General features: G+C 69.9%; 14 protein-coding genes. 5 read left to right on the forward strand and 9 right to left on the reverse strand.

Going from position 1 to position 16,014, the window contains the following annotated elements:
- Positions 1-12: 12 nt before the first annotated feature.
- Positions 13-762 carry an SDR family NAD(P)-dependent oxidoreductase gene (locus OG205_RS03080; protein WP_330274694.1) on the reverse strand — a complete coding sequence of 250 codons (750 nt, stop codon included), beginning with the start codon at positions 760-762 and terminating at the stop codon, positions 13-15.
- Positions 763-853: 91 nt separating this feature from the next.
- Here OG205_RS03080 and OG205_RS03085 point away from each other — a divergent pair, with 91 nt between their 5' ends.
- Together OG205_RS03085 and OG205_RS03090 are read left to right on the forward strand one after the other, a co-directional pair.
- Complete coding sequence (locus OG205_RS03085; RefSeq protein WP_330274695.1) at positions 854-1,453, forward strand: TetR/AcrR family transcriptional regulator; 600 nt, start codon at positions 854-856, stop codon at positions 1,451-1,453.
- 71 nt (positions 1,454-1,524) lie between these two features.
- Positions 1,525-1,887, forward strand: coding sequence for a nuclear transport factor 2 family protein (locus OG205_RS03090; protein WP_330274696.1), 363 nt, complete (start codon positions 1,525-1,527; stop codon positions 1,885-1,887).
- A 50-nt stretch (positions 1,888-1,937) separates the two neighbouring features.
- Here OG205_RS03090 and OG205_RS03095 read toward each other — a convergent pair whose 3' ends face one another.
- Complete coding sequence (locus tag OG205_RS03095; protein ID WP_330274697.1) at positions 1,938-4,253, reverse strand: beta-L-arabinofuranosidase domain-containing protein; 2,316 nt, start codon at positions 4,251-4,253, stop codon at positions 1,938-1,940.
- Positions 4,254-4,682: 429 nt separating this feature from the next.
- Here OG205_RS03095 and OG205_RS03100 point away from each other — a divergent pair, with 429 nt between their 5' ends.
- Genes OG205_RS03100 through OG205_RS03110 form a run of 3 tightly spaced genes read left to right on the forward strand, consistent with a single transcriptional unit; the run spans position 4,683 to position 7,004 of the window.
- Positions 4,683-5,135, forward strand: a complete 453-nt coding sequence (locus tag OG205_RS03100; RefSeq protein WP_330274698.1) for a hypothetical protein — start codon at positions 4,683-4,685, stop codon at positions 5,133-5,135.
- A 37-nt stretch (positions 5,136-5,172) separates the two neighbouring features.
- Positions 5,173-6,360 carry a sensor histidine kinase gene (locus OG205_RS03105; protein ID WP_330274699.1) on the forward strand — a complete coding sequence of 396 codons (1,188 nt, stop codon included), beginning with the start codon at positions 5,173-5,175 and terminating at the stop codon, positions 6,358-6,360.
- A complete protein-coding gene (locus OG205_RS03110) occupies positions 6,360-7,004 on the forward strand; it encodes a response regulator transcription factor (protein ID WP_330274700.1) in 645 nt (214 codons plus the stop codon). The genes OG205_RS03105 and OG205_RS03110 overlap by 1 nt, the downstream gene beginning before the upstream one ends.
- Here the strand turns inward: OG205_RS03110 and OG205_RS03115 are convergent.
- The 7 genes from OG205_RS03115 to OG205_RS03145 form a co-directional block, all read right to left on the reverse strand.
- The gene (locus tag OG205_RS03115; RefSeq protein WP_330274701.1) at positions 6,997-7,473 is read right to left on the reverse strand and encodes an RDD family protein; all 477 of its coding nucleotides are present in this window, start codon (positions 7,471-7,473) and stop codon (positions 6,997-6,999) included. The two genes, OG205_RS03110 and OG205_RS03115, sit on opposite strands and share 8 nt — an antisense overlap.
- Before the next feature lie 93 nt (positions 7,474-7,566).
- On the reverse strand, positions 7,567-8,406 hold the full coding sequence (locus OG205_RS03120) for a LacI family DNA-binding transcriptional regulator (RefSeq protein WP_330274702.1): 840 nt from the start codon (positions 8,404-8,406) through the stop codon (positions 7,567-7,569).
- A complete protein-coding gene (locus OG205_RS03125; protein WP_330274703.1) occupies positions 8,396-10,873 on the reverse strand; it encodes a glycoside hydrolase family 2 protein in 2,478 nt (825 codons plus the stop codon). Before OG205_RS03125 ends, OG205_RS03120 begins: the two co-directional genes overlap by 11 nt.
- A complete protein-coding gene (locus OG205_RS03130; protein WP_330274704.1) occupies positions 10,870-11,625 on the reverse strand; it encodes an ABC transporter ATP-binding protein in 756 nt (251 codons plus the stop codon). The genes OG205_RS03125 and OG205_RS03130 overlap by 4 nt, the downstream gene beginning before the upstream one ends.
- A complete protein-coding gene (locus tag OG205_RS03135) occupies positions 11,622-13,301 on the reverse strand; it encodes a dipeptide/oligopeptide/nickel ABC transporter permease/ATP-binding protein (protein ID WP_330274705.1) in 1,680 nt (559 codons plus the stop codon). The genes OG205_RS03130 and OG205_RS03135 overlap by 4 nt, the downstream gene beginning before the upstream one ends.
- The gene (locus tag OG205_RS03140; protein WP_330274706.1) at positions 13,298-14,296 is read right to left on the reverse strand and encodes an ABC transporter permease; all 999 of its coding nucleotides are present in this window, start codon (positions 14,294-14,296) and stop codon (positions 13,298-13,300) included. Before OG205_RS03140 ends, OG205_RS03135 begins: the two co-directional genes overlap by 4 nt.
- A 2-nt stretch (positions 14,297-14,298) precedes the next feature.
- A complete protein-coding gene (locus OG205_RS03145) occupies positions 14,299-15,963 on the reverse strand; it encodes an ABC transporter substrate-binding protein (protein WP_330274707.1) in 1,665 nt (554 codons plus the stop codon).
- Positions 15,964-16,014 lie beyond the last annotated feature (51 nt).

Genomic DNA, 16,014 nt, shown 5'->3' on the forward strand with positions numbered 1-16,014 from the left:
TCCAGTGAGGGGTCAGATCTGGTTCTCGCCGCCGTCGACGTACACGTTGGTGCCGAGCATGAAGCTGCTGTCCGAGGAGGCGAGGAAGGCCACGGCGGCGGCAACCTCGTCCACGTGGCCCATCCGCCCGATCGCGATCCGGGCGGCCTCGTTCGCCTTGAACGCCTCCGCGTTCTCCTCGCCCACGAGCTCCGTGATCCCGTTGGTGTCGGTCGGCCCGGGTGAGATGGCGTTGACCCGGACGCCGCGGTCCTTGAGCTCGTTCGCCCAGGTGCGCGTGAACGTCCGCAGGGCTGCCTTGGACGCGGCGTAGGCGCCGAATCCGGCGGTGCCCCTGTCGGCGGCGGTGGAGGCGTTGATGATCACCGACGCGCCCTTGTTGAGCAGTGGAAGTGCTTTCTGCAGCGTGAAGAGGGTGCCCTTCACGTTGACGCCGAAGACGGTGTCGAAGTCCTCCGCGGTGATCGTCTCGATGGTCGCGAACGACGCGGTGGCCGAGTTGGCGAACAGCACGTCCAGCCCCTGACCGCGCGCGGCGACCGTCTCGTAGAGCCGGTCCAGGTCGTCCAGGTTCGTGATGTCGCCCGGTACCGCCGTCACGTTGCGGCCGATGGCCTCCACGGCCTCGTCCAGCTCGGTCTTGCGGCGGCCGGTGATGAACACGTGCGCGCCCTCTTCGACCAGTCGTGCGGCGGTGGCCCTGCCGATGCCCCGCGTGCCGCCACCGGTGATGACCGCGGTCTTGCCTTCCAGCCTGCGCATTCCCTGACCTCCACGCTTTTGTGCACCGATCGGTGCATATTGCGACCGTAGCACTTCAGCACCGATCGGTGCTGAAGGGTAGGATGAGGCCGTGGAGAAGGCTCAGATCGGTCGGCCGCGCGAGTTCGACGCCGAGGAGGCCCTCCAGAAGGCGATGGTGGTCTTCTGGGAGCAGGGGTACGAGGGCGCGAGCCTCACCGACCTGACCGAGCGCATGGGGATCTCCCGCAAGAGCATGTACGCGGCCTTCGGCAACAAGGAGGAGCTCTTCCGCAAGGCGTTGCAGCGCTACTCGGAAGGCACGGTCTCCTACGCCGTCGAAGCGCTGCAGGCGGCCACCGCCCGTGAGGTCGCGGAGACGTTCCTCGCCGGCTCTGTTCGCGCCAACACCCGGCCGGGATGCCCGGCCGGCTGCCTCGGAGTGCAGGGCGCGCTGGCCGTCGGCGAGACCGGTCGGGTCGCGCGCGACATCCTGACCGAGTGGCGCAACGGGGGCCAGGGGCTGCTGCGCGACCGGTTCGAGCGGGCCGTCGAGGAGGGCGACCTGCCCGCCGGCGCCGATCCGGACCTGATCGCCCGCTACGTCATGACGATCGGGAACGGCATGGCCGTGCAGGCGGCGGGTGGCGCGGCGCGCGAGGACCTTCAGCGGGTGGCCGACGCCGCACTGCGGAACTGGCCGCCTGCCTGAGGCGAGCGACCGTCACGGACGCAGTCATCTGACGGGTGCCGGTCGTGGGCATTCCGCCGACGATGGTGTCCATGTCGAACAAGGAAGTCCTCCGCACCGCGATGCGCGAACTGTTCGAGGACAAGGACATCACGGCGCTGGACCGGTACTGGGCGGAGCCCTACGTCCAGCACAGCCCGAACCTGCCCAACGGACTCGACGGGCTGCGGGCGGCCGTGCCGTCGCTCGTCGGCTTCAGCTGGAACCCGGAACGGATCTTCGAGGACGGCGACCACGTCATCGCGCACAGCCGGGTCAGCGGCTGGCTCCCGGACGGTGACGCGGCGATCGTCGACATCTTCCGCTTCGAGAACGGCCGCATCGTCGAGCACTGGGACGTCGTGCAGCCCTACGTCCCGGCAGGGAAGACCGTCAGCGGCAACGAGATGGTCTGAAAGCGCGACGCGGCGGGGCCACCCGGAAGTGGCCCCGCCGCGTTCGCGGATCAGTTGGCGACCAGGCGCCACCGGTTGTCGGCGCTGCCGTTGTCGGAGTCCTGCACGACCTGCGCACCCGCGGTGGTGGAACCGTTGAGGACGCCGAGCAGCTTCCCGCTGTGGACGTTGCGGATCTTGTAGGTGCCGTCGCCCTGAGCGACGAGAGTCCACTTGTGATCGGCCGTGCCGTTGTCGGACCACTGCAGGACGCGGGCGTTGTCGGCGGTGGACATGTTCTCCACGCCCAGCACCTTGCCGCTGTGGACGTTGCGGAACCGGACGTCCGACCCGTCGGTGACCATCTGCCAGTTGTGGTCGGCGGTCCCGCTGTCGTGCCACTGCACGGCGAGGCCGCCGTCCACAGTGGACATGTTCTGGACGCCCAGCACCATGCCGGTGCTGGCGTTGACCAGCCGGTGGCTCGCCGTGCCGCCACCGCCGGTGCTCCAGTAGACGGTGTAGTTGAAGCCGTGTGCGTCGTGGAACGGCCCCAGGTTGACCTGCGTGCCGTTCGCCGTGGCGGAGAACGCCAGTGACGACGTGCTGGTGCGGGTCACGGAGCCGACGTTCAGCGAGGGCAACGCGGACAGGCTGGTGTTGCCGTAGTTGCCCGCCAGCACGGCGGGGCCGTAGGTCAGCGCGACGACGCCGGTGTTGTCGTTGGCGGGCTGGGCGATCACGCGCATCGGCAGTCGCAGTGTCACCACGTCGCCGGACGTCCACGTTCGAGTCAGGGACGCGTAGGTGCCGGGAGTGGCGGTCACGTTCTGCGCGACGCCGTTGACGCTGATGGTCGCGCCCGTGGTCCAGGCCGGGATGCGGAGCCGCATCGTCCACGATCCGCCCGCGTTGCCGGTGACGGTCAGCGTCGTGGTGTCGCTCGCCGGGTAGCTCGTGGTCTGGGTGACCGTGATGGCGCGGGACGACCACGTCAGCACCGACGGCGTGTAGAGGTTCACCGTGAGCGTGGTGCCGTTGAAGAAGTAGACGGAGTCGGCGAGCTTGGTGTTGGTCTCCAGCGCGGTGCCCTGGCAGCACCAGAACGTGCCGTAGTCCGTGCTCCAGTTGCCGCCGCCCCACGCGGGACCGGTGTTGCCGCGCCGGTGGCCGGGGTTGAGGCCGGTGAAGTAGCAGATGTTCCCGTGGGAGTCCGCCGGGTTCTGCTGGCCGATCAGGTGGTTGAGCAGGGCGCGCTCGTAGTAGTCGAAGTAGGCGACCTTGCCGGGGTCGGTCAGCCACAGCTCACGGGTCAGCTTGAGCATGTTGAAGGTGTTGCACGCCTCGCACGCGTCGGTGCTGAGGTACGGGGCGATGGCGTTGGGCGCGCGGAAGTGCTCTGCCTGGCTGTTGCCGCCGATGACGTAGGTGTGCGCGCCGACGGTGATGGTCCAGGCGTTGAGGGCGATGTCGCGGTAGCGGGTGGTCCCGGTCGCCTTGTACTCGCGGGCGGCGCCGATCCACTTCGGCACCTGGGTGTTGGCGTGCAGACCGTTCAGCCGGTCCTGGTTGGCGGCGAGGGGGTCGAACACCGCGGCGTGGTCGAACCGCTGGGCCGTCGTCAGCCAGCGCGCGTCGCCCGTCTGCTGGTAGAGGTCGGCGAGCACCGCGTTCATGCCGCCGAACTCCGTGCCCAGGACGTTCTGCATCGTGCTGTAGGACAGCCGGGCCGTGCGCCAGTCCACCCATCCTGCGAAGCGCAGCAGCACGTCGCGCGCCTGGGTGTTGCCGATGTAGCGCCATGCGTCCAGCAGGCCGGCGAGGGTCTTGTGCAGGGAGTAGTACGACACCGACTTGGGCGAACCGGACTCCATCGCGTCGAAGTCCGACTCGGGGAAGCCCGACAGGTAACCGGTGGTGAACCCCGCCGCCGAGTTGTTCGCCTGGCACTTGGCCAGCTCGGCCACCATGTAGTTCGCCTTGTCGCGGCACGTCGTGTCGCCCAGGACCGCCCACGCCTGCGCCCATGCCGTGAGGAAGTGTCCCTGGCTGTGCGTGCGGAACGGGAAGTTCGGGGCCTCCCACCCGCCCAGCGCGGCGGCGCCGTTCGTGGACAGCCGGTGGTTGGCGCGGAAGTTGTAGAGCAGCCGGTCGACGTCGACGAACCGCAGGTAGGAGAGCGTGCGGTTCTGGTTGTCCAGCCACCGGCCCGACGTCAGCCGGACCTCGGACAGGTCGAACGCGTAGGCCGAGACGCCCGCGTCGCCACGGGCCGGGGGCACCGTCGCGGCCTGGGCAGAACCTGTCAGCAGCGACGGCGCCGCGGTCGCGACGGCGGCCACACCCGCGGCTTGCAGGAGCCTGCGTCGGCTCAACGATGAGGACATGGGGACGCTCCCGTCGCTCGGCGAAGCGGTGCGGTTCGGAACGAGTCGCACCGCGGCGCGGAGCCGGACTGCCCGCGTCGGCCCCGAGACGGAACGTAGCCACGAGTCCACCTAGCGTCAACGCTAAATGTGAGCGTTAACTTTAGCGGTTTTGCGAGGAATCGAACGCGATTCGACGCTCGGGCAGCACTGCTGGACGATGCTGCAAACGCCGTTCGGGCCGCAATGTTATCGCTCACATGATCAGCGGACGAACTGGTGCGCGGCGGGTCGCCTGGCACCTCATCGTCCGCTTCGCTGGGCGTCCAGACGGAGAGCCCGGCATGCTGGCGGCCCTCGCGGACCGCCGCAACCGGGCTCTCGTCCGAAAGTACTAGATGGCAACCCGTTGTGCTGCAACCACTTTCGCCGCGTCCTACGGTCGTGATCATGACTACTGCAACGGGCAGGACCACGCCGCCGGGCACCATCATCGCCGCGTTCGTGGGATTCCTCGTGTCGTGCGTCTTCGCGGTGACGTCGGTGGGTGTCCTGGTGGGCACGCGTGATGATCTCGTCGAAGCGCTGAGGGCGTCGGGGACGGCGATGACCGAAGAACAGCTGCAGAGCGCTGCCACGTTCACCCAGGTGCTGGTGGCGGGCATCGCGGTGGTGATCGCGCTGGTGCAGCTGTGGCTCGCGTTCAAGCTCAGGTCGGGACGCAACTGGGCCAGGATCCTGCTGACCGTGTTCACGGTCTTCCAGGTGGCGTCGCTGTTCATCGGGGAGGGAGCGGCGACGCTTCCCGCGTACGGCGGCGCCGCGGTGGCCGCACTGGCGGTGGTGGCGAGCTACCTGCCCGCCTCCAACGTCTACGTCGACGCGGTCAAGCGGGCGGGGTAGCGAAATCCTCCGCCGGTGCCGGGGCCAGAATGCCGGTATGACCGCAGGGGGACAGCCGGCGCGGCGAAGCGTGTTCGTGGCCGAGGTCGCGGTGCTGCTCGTGGCGACGGTCGTGGACGCGGTGCAGGTGTCCGGCGGGGACGGTCCGCGGGGCGTGCTGGGACCGTTGCTCACGATGGTCGTGCCGTACGCGGGCACGGCGGCCGCGATCCTGGCGGTCCTGCGCCGCAGGTTCCCCCGCCGGATCGAGCTGCTGGCGGGCGCGGTCATGGGACTGTCGCTGCTCGGCACGGCGGCCGCGGGGTTCGTGGAGCAGGTTCCCGCGCAGCCGCCGCTGACGGAGGTGCTGGCGGTGCTGTTGCTGGCCGCCGCCGGATGCCGCCGGCTCCCTTCTGCGCGGGCGGCGGTGCTGGCCGTCGCCGCCTGCGTCACCGTGGTGCTCGCTCCGATCGTGCGCTACGGCCTGGACTATCCGGCGGCGCTGTTCCCGGTGGCCGCGGCGCTGGCGTGGGGAGCGGCGGTGGCGCTGGGCCTGATCCTGCGGGACGCGGACGCCCGGCACCGCCGCGATCTGGAGCGCATCCGCACCGAGGACCGGCTGCAGCTCGCACGGGACCTCCACGACCTGGTGGCGCACCACGTCACCGGCATCGTGGTGCGGACCCGTGCCGCCCAGGCGCTGGCCGCGAATCCGGCGGCACCGGCCCAGGACCCCGCCGAGGTGTACGACCAGATCGAGCACGCGGCGGCCGAGGCCCTGACCGCCACGCGCGGACTGGTCGGTGTGCTGCGCAGCGACGAGCCACTGCCGTCACCGAGTCTCGTGCTGGGCGACGTCGTGCGCGTCGCGGCGGGGGAGGAGGTGGCGGTGCACGTGGGTGACGACGTCGAAGCACTTCCTTTGCCGCCAAGGGTTTCCGTCGCTCTGCACCGGGTGCTGCTCGAGGCGCTGACCAACTCCCGCCGGCACGCGCGTGCCACCGGCGTGCGGGTCACGGCCCGATCCGACGACGGCGACCTGGTGCTGGAGATCGACAACGACGGTGTGCCGGACGGCGTCGCGGCGCAAGGCGGACATGGGGTCCTCGGCATGACCGAGCGGATGGCCGAGCTGGGTGGCGAGCTCGCCGCGGGTCCGCACGGGCACGACGGCTGGCGGGTCACCGCACGGCTGCCGCTGGGACCGGACGACGATCCGTTCGACACCGTGCCGAGGGGGATCTGATGACGATCCGCGTGCTGATCGCCGACGACCAGACGCTCGTGCGCACCGGCTTCCGGCTGGTCCTCGACGCCGAGCCCGGCATCGAGGTGATCAGCGAGGCCGCCGACGGTGAGGCGGCGGTGAGGCTGGCGCGGCAGCTGCGTCCCGACGTGACGCTGATGGACATCCGCATGCCGAAGCTGGACGGGTTGCGGGCGACCAGGCTGCTGGCCGGACCGGGCGTCGAGGACCCGCTGCGGGTGCTGGTCGTCACCACTTACGACGTCGACGAGAACGTCTACGCCGCGTTGCTCGCCGGGGCCTGCGGGTTCCTGCTCAAGGACGCCCGGCCGCGGTTGCTGGTGGAGGCGGTGCACGCCGCGGTACGAGGCGAAGCGCTGGTCTCGCCCGCCGTGACGGTGCGGCTGCTCGCGCACTTCACCGGCGGCGTCGGTCCCGAGCGGCCCGGCGAGCCGTTGACCGGCCGCGAGCTCGACGTCGTGCTGGCGGTGGCACGCGGCTGGACCAACTCCGAGATCGCCGACCGGCTGCACGTCTCGTTGTCGACGGTGAAGTCGCACCTGACCAACGTCCAGGGCAAGCTCGGCGCGCGCAACCGCACCGAGATCGCGATCTGGGCGTGGCGCAGCGGCCTGCTCAGGTGACGGGGTCCGCCGGGGAGGGGCGCCGTACCACCACCGTGCCGGCGACGATGTCCCCGAGCCTCTGGTTGCGGGGTGTCACCGCGATCAGCACCGCGCCGACCAGGCCCATCAGCAGGCCGTCCACGGCCATCAGCAGCCACCGCACGAAGTAGTCCCGCAACGACGGCTCATCGCCGCGCAGCGTGGTGATCCGCAGCCCCAGCCAGCGCATCGCCGGAGTCGAACCGCCGTGCCGGTACGGGTACCAGATCTCGATCCACAGCACCCCGAGCAACGACACCGCCACCACCATCGCCCACGGCAGCACCCAGAACACCTTCGGCGTCACGCCGAGGTTGATGAGCGGCACCGACAGCAGGACGCCGAGGAACACGCTCAGGACGGCGGCGACGGCCAGCAGGGCGAACTCGATGACGTGCTGCCAGTAGCGGCGGAGAACGATCGAACGGGCATCCGCGTCGGTGGCCACCCGGCCATCATGCCAAGGTTCGCGGCCGGGCGGGCCGACGGGTCGAGACCTCTTCTCGCAGCCGCCGGCGTCCCGAGCCCTGGCGTGACAGTCCTAAGTGGATGCGGGGGCTGTCGTGCCGCGTGGCAGGTAGCGGGCGGTCGGCGACCAGCGCGGTGTGACCGGGCCGCCGTCGATCAGTTCCAGCACCGACTCCGCCACCGACACGCCGAACTGGTGGACGTCGACGCTCATCGTCGTGAGCGCGGGGGAGGCGAGCCGGCACAGCGTCGAGTCGTCCCACGCCACCAGGCTGAGCCGATCCGGCACCGCGACACCGAGTTCGGCGGCCGCGGCGAGTCCGGCGACCGCCATCACGTCGTTGTCGTAGAGGATCGCGGTGGGCGGCTCCGGTCCACTCAGGAGCGAGGCGGTGAGCTTGGCTCCCGCCTCCTCCGAGTAGTCGCCCTCGACGATCACCGGGTCGACACCGGCCTGCGCGCATCCGGCCAGCAGCGCGTCGGTGCGGGCCCGCGTGTGCTGCAAGGCCGACGGGCCGGTGACCCTGGCGATCCGCCGGTGCCCCAGCGAGAGCAGGTGCCCGAGCGCCTCGGCGACCGGGCCGGTGTGGTCGGTGCGGACCGAGGGCAGCACCGGGTCGTCGCCGACGACGACCGCGGGCAGCGCGATCTCGGCGAGCACGGCGGGGCGAGGATCGTCCGCCACCGGGTTCACCACCACGACGGCGTCGACCAGACCGCGGCCCGCCCAGCGGCGGTACGCGGTGATCTCGGCCTCGTGGTCCGCGACGACGTGCAGCAGAACGGACAGGTCGCGCTCGGCGAGCCGTTCCTCGATCCCCGCGATGAACTCCATGAAGAACGGCTCGACGCCGAGCAGGCGCGCGGGCCGCGCGAGCACCAGCCCGATCGCGCCGGTCGGTTCAGCGGGCATCGGGCACCGCGCGGAGGTCGTTGGTGCGGAGGTCGTTGGCGCAGCGCAGGACCAGCGGATCGGTGAAGGCCGCGGGATCGACGAAAGCGTCCGTGCGGATGTGGAACACGCGCACCTCTCCTGCCAGCATCGGCACGAGCGAGTCGTCGGCGACGGCGTCCGGCGCGACCCGGTCGGCCAGGATCGTGACGTCCCGCGCGAACGAACCGGCGCGCACCTCGACCTCGTAACCGCCGGGCACGGCCTGCGCCTGGGCGGAGAGGGGACGCGGGTCGTACGCCAGTTCGACGTCCTCCAGGAACGGCAGGATCGCGCGGGCTTCGGCGGTGGTCGCCACCATCACCTCCGCGTCGTCGTTCACCGGCCGCGGCAACGCCTCGTCCAGATCCAGTTCGAGGATCGAGCGGGGCGGCACCGTCCGGCGCAGTCTAGTCAGGTGCAGGGTGACACCCCGGAACGTCTGGCGCTCCAGGGTGAGGTGCGCGTCCCACGTCTCGTCGTGGTCGTTGACGGCGATGAGCACCAGCCGGTCGCCGCGCGGCTGGAAGGTGAGGAGCCGGGGCGCGTACGCGTGCCGCAGCCCGAACCACAGCGGCTTCACCCGTTCCTCGCTGTCGATCGCCGCCCAGGACGTGACCGGCCAGCAGTCGTTGAGCTGCCAGATGATCGCACCGGCCGTGCGCGGCCACCACGAGCGGAAGTGCTCGATGCCGAAGCTGACCGCCCGCGCCTGGTTGAGCTGCGTCGCCCAGTGCCAGTCCTCGAAGGCCGATGGCACCGGCAGGTGCGCCGCCAGGCCGCGCGCGAGCTTTCCGTTGCCGTCCTCGGCTTTCTGGTGCGTCAGGAAGCTCGGCGAGTCCGGGGTCAGCGGCTGGTCGTGGATCCACCGGGTGAGCGTGGACCACGCAGGCGGGCCCTGGAACCCGAACTCCGAGCAGAACCGCGGCACGTGGTCGCGGTAGCGCTCGTAGGGTGCCTGGTTCCAGACGTGCCAGTCGTGGCGCGTGCCGTGGTCCTCGTCGTTCGGATGCACGCCGTCGACCGGGCTGTACGGGCTGCTGGGGCAGTAGAACCGGGTCGGGTCGAGCTCGGCCACGATCCCAGGCAGCAGGTCGTCGTAGTAGCCCAGGCCCCACGTCCGGCCGTCCAGTTGCTCCGGCCAGCCCCAGTCGGCGAATCCCCACAGGTTCTCGTTGCCGCCGTTCCACAGCGCCAGCGAGGCGTGGGACATCAGGCGCACGACGTTCTCGCGGGCCTCGGCCTCCAGTTCGCCGCGCACCGGTTCCTCTTCCGGGTACGCGGCGCACGCGAGCGGGAAGTCCTGCCACACCAGGATTCCGCGTTCGTCGCAGACGTCGTAGAAGTCGTCGGACTCGTAGATCCCGCCGCCCCAGACTCGCAGCAGGTTGACGTGTGCGGCCACGGCCTGGTCGACCCGCCGTGCCAGCCGGTCGCGGGTGATCCGGGTGAGGAAGTGGTCGTCCGGAATCCAGTTGGCGCCCTTGACGAAGACGGGCTTGTCGTTCACGACGATCGTGAACGGCGTGCCGTGCTCGTCCGGGGTCGTGTCGACGGTGATCGTGCGGAACCCGATCCGCTTCGCCGTGCTGTCGAGCTGCTCGGATCCGCCGCGCAGCACGACGTCGAGGTTGTAGAGCGGTTGCCCGCCGTACCCGGCAGGCCACCAGGGTTCGGCGCCGGGCACGTCCACGCGGGCGACCACGGTCGTCTGACCGGCAGGGACGACGACGGTGCGCTTGTGCGCGCCCACGGTGATCAGCAGCGTCAGGTTCTCGGCGGCGTCCCGCGTCCACTCGACGTCGACGTGCAGCTCGACCTGGCCGGTCCCGTCCGGTGCCACCGTCACGATCGGACGGACCCGGGCCAGGCGCGCGGTGTGCCAGCGCTCCAGCCGTACCGGCCGCCAGATCCCCGCGGTCTGCAGGTCCGGTCCCCAGTCCCAGCCGAAGCTGCAGGCCATCTTGCGGATCATGTTGAACGGGTGCGCGTTGACGTGCTCGCGCCGGCCCAGCGCGGCCTCGACCTTCTCGGCGTGGGTCAGCGCGGAGGAGAACGCCACGGTGAGGTCGTTGGCGCCGTCCACGAGGAACGGCCGGACGTCGAAGCGGTGGCTTCGGTGCATGTTCGCGGTGTGGCCGAGCAGGTGGCCGTTGAGTTCGACGGCGGCGATGGTGTCCAGCCCGTCGAAGACGAGGTCGGCCTGCTGCCCGGACGTGACGGCGGCGGCGAGGAACTTGGTGCTGTACCGCCAGTCCGCACGGTGCGTCCAGGCCAGCTCCTCCTCGGCGCGATCGAGGAACGGGTCGGTGATCAGCCCGGACGCGAGCAGGTCGAGATGGGTGCTGCCGGGCACGGTCGCGGGCACCGTCCTGTCCCGGATGTTGTCCGGAACTTCGTTCGTGGTCGCGGTCAGCTGCCAGCCGTCGTGCAGGTACTGCCGGATCAAGACGGACCTCCCTGGAGGAAACGGGTTTCGGGGTCGGGCGCGGCGGCGGCCAGCTGCCGGGTGTACGGGTCCTGGGGACGCAGCAGCACGTCGTCGCCCGGCCCGCGTTCGACGATGCGGCCCCGGTGCATCACCAGCACCTCGTCGGAGAAGTGCCGGGCGGTGGCCAGGTCGTGCGTGATGTAGAGGACCGCGAGGTCCTCCTCGCGTTGCAGCCGGTCGAGCAGTTTGAGCACGCCGAGCCGGATCGAGACGTCCAGCATGGACACCGGCTCGTCCGCGACGATCACCGTGGCGCCCGGTGCGAGCGCGCGGGCGATGGCCACGCGCTGCCGTTGCCCGCCGGACAGTTCGTGCGGACGGCGGCGCGCGAGGTCCGGGCTGAGGCTCACCCGCTCCAGCAGGTGGGGCACCTCCGCCCGGGAGCGGCCGTGCAGCAGCAGGGGCCGGGCGAGGTGGTGTTCGACGGTGTGGAACGGGTTGAGCGACGCGAACGGGTCCTGGAAGATCATCTGCACGTGATCGCGGTACCGGCGTGACGGCACCGGTTCACCGTCCGGCCCGGTCAGCGTGATCTCACCGGAGGTGGGCCGGACCAGCCGGGCGATCATCCTCGCGATCGTCGACTTCCCCGACCCGGACTCGCCGACCAGCGCGACGGTCCGGCCGGCGGTGAGCGTGAACGAGACACCGTCGACCGCGCGGTGCCGGTGGAACGTCTTGGCGAGGTCGCGGACTTCGAGCGTGGTCATCGGATCAGGGCTCCTCTCTCGCCGGTCAGACTGGGGAACGACGCCAGCAGCTGACGGGTGTACGGGTGCTGTGGCCGCAGGTACATCTCCTCGGCCGCCGCGTACTCGACGACCTCACCGTCGCGCATCACTGCGATCCGGTCGCTCAGCTCCAGCAGCAACGGCAGGTCGTGCGTGATGAACACGACCGCGAACCCCAGCTCGTCGCGCAAGCGCTTGATCTCGTTCAGGATCTCGCGCTGCACCAGCACGTCGAGCGCGGTGGTGGGTTCGTCCATGATCATGACCTGCGGTTCGAGCAGCAGCGCCATGGCGATCATGACGCGCTGCCGCATACCGCCGGACAGCTCGTGCGGATACGAGCCGAGCCTGGCCGGGTCGACGCCGACGAGCCGGAGCACCTCCGCGCACCGGGCCTCCCGGTCCGAAGTGGACATCGAAGGACGGTGTGTGCGCAGGACGTCCTGCAGTTGTGCGCGGATCGGGGTGACCGGGTTCAGGGAGTTCATGGCGCCCTGGAAGACCATGGACAGCTTCACCCAGCGGAACTCGCGGAGCTCCTCCGGGCCCAGCGCCAGCACGTCGACGCCACCGAAGTCGACAGAGCCGGAGGTGACCTCCGCCGGTGGCCGGTGCAGGCGGTTGATCGCGTAGGCGAGCGTGGTCTTGCCGCAGCCGGACTCGCCGGCCAGGCCGAGGATCTCGCCCCGCCGCAACGTCAGCGACACGTCCTTGACCGCGTGCACGGGTGTGGCGCCCTGGTACACGACGTTGAGGTTCGTGACCGTCAGCACGGCGTCCTGATCCGCGGGGGCCCCCGCGGGTGTGGTGGCGACGACATCGCGCCTGCGCCGGGGCCGTTCGCGCAACGCGGGGTTGATGATCTCGTCGATGCTGAAGTTGATGAGCGACAGCGCGCCGCCGAACAACGCGATGATCAACCCCGGCGGGACGAACCACCACCACGCTTCCCGTTGCAGCGCGAACCCGTTCTGCGCGTAGTAGAGCATCGTGCCGAGCGTCGAGGAGTCGGCAGCGCCGAGCCCGAGGAACGACAGGCCCGCCTCGCTCAGGATCGCCAGGACCACGGCGAACACGAACTGGGAGGCCAGGATCGGCAGCAGGTTCGGCAGGATCTCCACGCAGATCACCCGCCAGGTCTTCTCGCCGGAGACCCGTGCCGCGGCCACGTAGTCGCGGTTGCGCAACGACAACGTTTGCGCGCGCAGCACCCGCGCCGCCGCTGCCCATCCGGTGATCGCGAGCACGAGTGAGATCGTCCACGTGCCGCGCTGGTCTGCGGGCACGAACCCGGCGATGACGATGACCAGCGGCAGGCCAGGAATCACCAGCATCACGTTGGAGAACAACGAGAAAGCCTCGTCCACGACGCCACCCGCGTACGCGCCGACGATGCCGAAGATCCCGGACAGGACGGTCGCCATGACCCCGACGAGCACGCCGATCCACAGCGAGCCGCGAGTGGCGTGCGTGAGCTGGGCGAGGACGTCCTGGCCGATGATCGTGGTGCCGAGCAGGTGGTCACCGCCGGGCGAGGTGAGCCCGATGTCCCTGATCGTGGCGGGATCGCCGGTGAGCAGCGGACCGAGCAGTCCGAAGAGGACGATCAGGCCGGCCAGGCCGAGCCCGGCGCCGAGTTTCCCTGACCAGGTCATGACACCGTGCTCCGATCCCTCGTGCGGGCGTCGATCAGCCCGTACAGCAGGTCGACGACCAGGTTCGCGCCGAGCACCGCGACCGTGATGACCAGGAAGATCCCCTGCATGAGCGCGTAGTCGTTGTTCTGCACGGCCTGCAGCAGCTTCGACCCGATGCCGGGGTAGGAGAACACCTGCTCGGTGATGATCGACCCGGACACCACGAACCCGAGCGAGATCGCGAACCCGGCGACGGAGGGCAGCACGGCGTTGCGGGCCGCGTACCGGACCATCACCCGGCTGCCGGTCAGGCCCTTGGCCCGCGCGGTCAGCACGTAGTCCTCCGACATGGCCGAGACCATCATGTTGCGCATGCCGAGCAGCCAGCCGCCGACCGACGACACGACGATCGTCAGCGCGGGCAGGATGCCGTGGTAGAGCGCCGAACCGAGGAACTCGGGACTCCAGCCGGGATCCAGGACCACGTCGTAGCCGCCGTTGAGCGGGAACCAGCCGAGCCCTGACGAGAGCAGCGCGACCAGGATCAGCGCCAGCCAGAAGTACGGCACCGCGGCCAGCATCGTGGTCGCGGGCACCAGCGAGTCGAGCCAGGTGCCGCGCTTCCAGCCGACGAGCGCGCCGAGCCCGATGCCCAGCACGAACGAGATCAGCGTCGCGAGCCCGACCAGCACGACGGTCCACGGCAGCGAGGCGCCGATCACGTCGGAGACCTTCGCCGGGAACGCGCTGACCGACACCCCGAGATCGCCGCGCAGCAGGCTGCCCAGGTACGCCAGGTACTCCTGCGCGAACGACTCGCGCCCGCCGGTGCCGAGCAGCGTCTCGTAGGCCTGGCGCGCGGCGGGGTCGACGGACCCGCCGCGCTGCTGGAGCTTGGCCATCAGGATGTCCACCGGGTTGCCCGGCAGCAGCCGCGGGATGACGAAGTTCAACGTCACCGCCGCCCACAGCGCCGCCAGGTAGAAGGCGACCTTGCGCAGGTGGTAGCCCATCGTCAGGACCCGGCGGGCTTGAGCTTCGCGTACACCTGCGAGGCGTCCGGCCGCTTCCACACGGCGGGGAACGCGTACAGGTCGTCCTTGGTGGGCCAGCCGGTGAAGGCCTTGTCGTTGTACTCGTTCGGGACGCCGCCGGTCAGCACCGGGATGTACGGCATGGACTTCTCGAGCTCGACCTGGATGGCGTCGTAGTGCTGCTGCCGGGAGGGGTCCTTCCGGTCGGTCTTCTTGAGCTCGGCCAGCGCGGCGTCCACCACCGGGTTGCTGAACCGGGCGAAGTTCGGGTTGGCCGCCTCGCCGACCGGCGCGGTCGTCGCGGTCGAGAAGAAGTAGCTGTAGGTGTAGTACGGGTCCGGCGCCGGCCCCTGCTCCACCGAGTCGATCAGCAGCTCGAACTGGCCGCGTCCGCGCGCGTCCGCCCACTCGTTCCACGACAGCTGTTGCGGCGTGATCTTGATGCCGATCTTGAGCAGCTGCTGGCTCAGGGTCTCCAGCGCGGTGATGTAGTCGGTCCAGCCGGCGACCACCTTCACGGTCAGCGCCAGCGGTTTGCCGTCCTTGGCGTAGATGCCGTCGGGGCCCTTGGCATAACCGGCGGCGGTGAGGATCTGGTCGGACTTGGCGGTGTCGGCGTTCATCGGCGCCATGCGGTCGGTGAGCTTGCTGGAGATCAGCGACTCGTCGCGCGGCTGGAGGGTGTAGCCGGGCGACATCGCGGCGGCGGTGTTCTGGAACGCCAGCGAGTTGATCTGCGTGCGGTTCATGCCGTGGTAGATCGCCTGGCGCACGGCGGGATCGGTCTGCGCGCCCTGGCAGCCGAGCTGCGCGTTGGAGCAGGTGAACAACGCGACCTGGTTGAGCGGCAGCGTGACGACCTTGTAGCCGGGGTAGTTCTTCTCGACGTCCTTGATGTCCGGGACCGGACCGGTCTGCCAGTCGATCGACCCGGCCTTGAGGGCGTCCACGCCCGCCTGGTTGCCCGACAGGGACAGGTAGCGGATCTGCTTCAGCGCGGGCTCACCGCCCCAGTACTTCGGGTTCGCCTTGAGGGTGAACGACTGCGCCTTGAACTCGCCGAGCTGGAACGGGCCTGTGCCGACCGGGTTCTGGTTCACCTCGGTCGCGGGCGTGGGGTAGTTCTTCCAGATGTGCTCCGGCATGATCCACAGCTGGCCGAGCACCTGGGGTCCGTCCATGTAGGACGGTTCGGGGAACTTGACGACCACGTGCGTGTCGTCGACCGCGGTCGACGTGCCCTTGAAGCCCGTCTTGTTGACAGCGGGGGTCTTCGCGACCATGTCGAGCGTGAACTTGACGTCCTCCGCGGTGAACTTCTCGCCGTCGGACCAGGTCACGTCGTCTCTGAGCGTGACGGAGAGTTCGGTGCCGTCCGCGTTCCACTGGAACTCGGTGCCGAGCAGGGGTTTCGGCGGCTGGTCCTTCGCGATGTTGAAGAAGAACAGCGGCTCGTAGATCGTGCCGGGCCCCTCGATCAGGGTGGGGGCGTACGGGTTGAAGTTCAGCTGGTAGTCGCCGGCCTGGCCGGTGTAGACGACGAGGGTGTCGCGGGACCGGCTCGCTCCGCCGGATCCGGAGCAGGCGGCGGTGGCGGCGACGACCGCGGCCAGACCGAGTAAGCAGAGCCTCTTGTGCAGGAACATCGTTGATCCTCCCGTGGGCTGGGTGGTTCGCGGCGAGGATTCTTCAGTTAC

Origin of the sequence: Lentzea sp. NBC_00516 (assembly GCF_036346835.1) — a bacterium.
In the GTDB taxonomy this organism is placed as follows: domain Bacteria; phylum Actinomycetota; class Actinomycetes; order Mycobacteriales; family Pseudonocardiaceae; genus Lentzea; species Lentzea sokolovensis.